This window comes from Ectobacillus sp., from assembly GCF_056992975.1.
Map to the genome: position 1 here is coordinate 1 of NZ_JBXKMX010000166.1, position 4,240 is coordinate 4,240.

Annotated in this window: 4 protein-coding genes; 2 read left to right on the forward strand and 2 right to left on the reverse strand. The window is 35.3% G+C overall.

The window, feature by feature from the left end:
• Positions 1 to 671 (reverse strand): helix-turn-helix domain-containing protein (locus tag AC11ZT_RS07740; protein WP_484059046.1); only part of this gene is annotated, 671 nt, incomplete at its 3' end.
• A gap of 291 nt (positions 672 to 962) precedes the next feature.
• On the opposite strand from AC11ZT_RS07740, the gene AC11ZT_RS07745 reads away from it, so the two are divergent.
• Both AC11ZT_RS07745 and AC11ZT_RS07750 read left to right on the forward strand, forming a co-directional pair.
• Positions 963 to 2,117, forward strand: a complete 1,155-nt coding sequence (locus AC11ZT_RS07745) for a tyrosine-type recombinase/integrase (RefSeq protein WP_484059047.1) — start codon at positions 963 to 965, stop codon at positions 2,115 to 2,117.
• 288 nt (positions 2,118 to 2,405) lie between these two features.
• Positions 2,406 to 3,482: an acyltransferase family protein gene (locus AC11ZT_RS07750; RefSeq protein ID WP_484059048.1), complete on the forward strand. Its 1,077-nt coding sequence runs from the start codon at positions 2,406 to 2,408 to the stop codon at positions 3,480 to 3,482.
• Positions 3,483 to 3,533: 51 nt separating this feature from the next.
• Here the strand turns inward: AC11ZT_RS07750 and AC11ZT_RS07755 are convergent.
• Positions 3,534 to 4,240 (reverse strand): helix-turn-helix domain-containing protein (locus tag AC11ZT_RS07755; protein ID WP_484059049.1); only part of this gene is annotated, 707 nt, incomplete at its 5' end.

The following is a 4,240-nucleotide window of genomic DNA, read 5'->3' on the forward strand; positions in this document are numbered from 1 at the left end:
GTATACGCAGCAGCCTGCACAAATTGAGGCTTTCTGAAGCTAAAGCGTGCCTGTCCTCGTTTTGTACTGTGACGCTTTTTTTCTATTATATAGGTCGGCCGAAACCCGCGAGAAAATAGCTCTTCTACTGGAAACATATCTTCTCGATCCGTAACCACTTTCCCAGTATTATTTTGTAATGACATAATGCGAGCTTGTTCATTTGTCGTCTCATGATAAAACGACTGATACAAAAACACTTCGTTCCCTTCAATCGTCGCAGATAACTGTCGTTTCTCCAATCGACGATGGATAAGTGAAGGTAATGCTTCTAGAATACGTGATGCCTCATTTTCAGAAATAAAATACGTGTTTCTTCCATTATATATCGTTTTTTCAGCAACAACTGTTCCTTCTTGAATCCATTTGGAAACAGTTGAGTGAGATACACCCGTTTGATTTGCAACTTCTTGTATCGTGAGTCCTGGTTTTTTCATGGATTGGACAATATGTGTTACCTCTTCTTCGTAAAACATTTTCGTCCCATCTTTGCGCCAGTTATCTTTGTAAACAGAAGAAAGCTTTCCCTCCTTTTCATATCGATAAATGGTTGCTTCTGTTACCCCAAGCATAGTTGCTGCTTCCTTTGTTGTTACTTTTGGCTTATCATCAAACAATACATCTTCAGACATTTTGTATTCTCCCTTATTTTAAATGTTACTTATAGTTAAGTATAAAAAAATACAATAGTTTTATATAAAAACATTTATCATACTAGTTCATGATAACACATATATATTATTTGTTAATAACAATTTATATAAAATGATATATGTACGTATGATATGTAAGAATAGATGATTATTACATATTGTACGCACTTATTAAATATAATTATATTTAAAATGAATTTATAATATATGTTATAATAACAAGAAATGATTTACATAAGTTACCTATACAATATATAAAGGAGAATTGTTATGAATAGCATAGTGCTTCCTTTACATGTACCACTACTTAATGACGTGACTTCTCTATCAAAGCAAATACAAAGCACCTTGCTTTCGGGTCAATACCTTCCTATGCTCATAGAAAAGATGGAAGACGCTGAAAAGGAGGAGAAAGACCGTTTCACTTATTTCCTGGATATAGAAATCATTTATTATTTCATTCATCAAGAAAAAGATATGAGCGCATCAAAAAATAGAAAAGAAACAACGAAAAAAGCCTATTTAAATGAAATTTTGAAATTTTGTCAAACATTAGTTACTCATGCAGAGGAATTTGAAATACACGGAGATGTAGTTGCAAAGAAAGAATCTCTTTTAAAAGCTATTAAGCCGTGGAATATAAGAAGATACGGAGAATATTTACGAACCGCACCTTTAGGGAAACGACAGGGAGAAACATATAAACCCGCAAGTTTAGCTAAGAAAACAACGATTATCAAATCATTTTTCTCCTTTTTATATGAATCTCATTATATCGAAAAGCCACTTCACCACGAAGTAAAACGAAGTAGTGTTCGTAGTGAAGATCGTCCTAACCGGGATTTAACGCTTGGTGAAATGGAACAAATTTTAAGTTTTTACCGTACGCGTGGTCATATTGTCAATTACACCATCTTACTATTTCTGGCTACAACAGGGCTTCGTATTCGCGAAGTTACATCCGCTAAAATGAAAGATATTCATTACTTAGAGGGGCAATATTGGTTAACCGTAACAGGAAAGCGAAATAAGGAAAGACAAGCGTATATTTCTCCGTTGCTTCTCCGTTCTATTACGGAATTTCGAAAAAACAGAGGATTCCAAACGGAGATTGGCACAGGTGATGAATCGCCGCTTCTTCTAACTATTCGAGGAAACGCATATAACCCAAATCAACTTTCGAATCAAGTGACGAAGATGGTACAAGATACGTCCTTACCCTTCCTAGCACACCGTGAAAATCCGATTACCCCGCATACCTTTCGTCATCTATTTGCAATTACAGCAGCAGCCAGAGGTGTTGAAATTACGAAGATTCAACGCACGCTTGGCCACGATTCGTTATATACGACACAAATCTATTTGGAAAAATATTTAAAACGTCAGGACAATGCCGCACTTAGCTTCGCAGATGATCTGCGGTAATACTTACAACCTTTCTTATTAATAGCAAGATCAAACAGGGACTTTTGTACACAAACAGAAGTCCCTTGTTTCATCACGCACACGATTAGTTTACATAATAAAATTTATGTAAACTAATAATAGTCTATTGCACTTTGAATTGTTAAGGAAATGTTAAGGAAGGCATTTCATAATATGTGTATCGAGGATATTTAGAATTTATTTCAACAAGAGTTCTTGTTAATTAGAAAACGAACAAAAATTCATTCCTCCCTATAAATAACATGCTGGAAAAGGAGGCGACCTATTATGAAAACAAAAAAGCGTTTGCAACTCGTGCAAGCTTCGCGAGCAATTGTTCCCCTAATGGTCATACTATTTCATATGAGCTTTGTATCTAGTTATTATTTCCACTTCAATTTACTTGGTCTCACTAAGCTTTCAAGAACAGGGGGCGCCGATTACTTTTTCGTGTTAACGGGATTTATGATGTACTATATATATTCAAATAACTTTGGTCATAAAGAGAAATTCCGATCTTTTCTTGTGAAACGATTTTCACGACTTGTTCCTTATTATTGGCTCTTAACATCAGTAATCGTCATATTTTTCTATTTCGTCTCCATCGGTTATAGTTACACGAAAGACATGAAAACGGTACTTACTTCTTTCTTTCTCATACCTACGTCTGGTATGCCCATTATATATAGCGCCTGGTCATTGCAAAATACATTGCTTTTTTATGTAGTATTTGCCTTATTTATTTATTCAAGCAGACCGTTCATGAAAATTTTCGTTGGGCTTTGGATTTCTGCTATTCTCTTTTTTATGATGACATCTACTACATTTTCAAATCCTTTCCTTACAACGATATTTAATAAGGTCAATTTGGACTTTGCACTAGGCGCGTGGTGTGCTTATTATTCCATGCACCGTACGATTAAGCATGGGAATACCTTTCTCATCATTGGTTTAATGGGATATGCCTATACATGGATCAGTGGAATTCAAAGTTTATGGAGATTTGATGAAACTATCATGTATTCGATCTCTGCCACATGTCTTATGTTCGGAATCGTTTCTATCGACATGAAAAAGGAAATCAAGCTTCCACGTGTATTTAACTATCTTGGAAATGCTTCCTTTTCAATCTATCTTGTTCATCCTCCCTTTTTAGGATTTGTAGCAGCTGTGCTTGTAAACTTAGGAATTACAAATACAATTGGGAATGTCGCTTCTATTGTAATAACGGTTATAACAGTTACAATAATGGGATGTCTTGCTCATTCTTATATTGAAAAGCCTTTAACGGAAGGACTTAAACATATTTCTAGCAAGCCCTATCAAGCGCCATTGGTTTTACGTGAATCGTCTACAAGAGGGTAAATAAATAAGCAATCTTCGCCAAGGAATTATCTTTGGCGTCGATTGCTTATTTTATTTGCTAGATGATTTATGTAATTCCCTTTTACAAATGATAGCTTTAATTATAAAATAGCTTACTTCATCTGGTAGTTGTTCTTTGATTGGCTTTAATTTTTCCATTCCGACTTTGGTAATAGCTTCCTCTACTAACGCTTCGAATCCATCAGGGATGATCTTGTCCCAATCTATATCCATACCCTCTGTTGCACATTGTAATAGATGATTTTCGATTGTGACTAGGGACAAACCACGTTCGGTTGCAATGTCTTGTATTGCTTTTCCTTGCTTGTACCATTCATAGGTAATTTTATAGGAGTGCTCTTTTAGACTATTCGATTTTGCAGGATAAGACGCTAATTCAGTTTCTTCATTTATATATTCTTGAATCAATTGTAAAAATCGTTGTCCATATCGCTCTTGTTTTTGTACACCGATTCCCTTTACTTGCAGTAGCTGGTTTTCTGTTTTGGGAAGCAGGCTGCACATATCACGCAATGTTTGATCAGAAAAAATAACGAATGGTGGAACTTTTTCTTCAGATGCAATCGTCTTTCGTAATTGACGGAGTTGTTCAAATAATCCATCATTAACGGCTACTTGCGAAACCATCATCTGTTGTTTTCTCATTACGTTTTGCTTACCAAGCAGTACTTCCTTCCCTTTGTTTGTCACATACAAGACGGGAAATTGACTTCCTGTAATACCTATATATTGTTCAG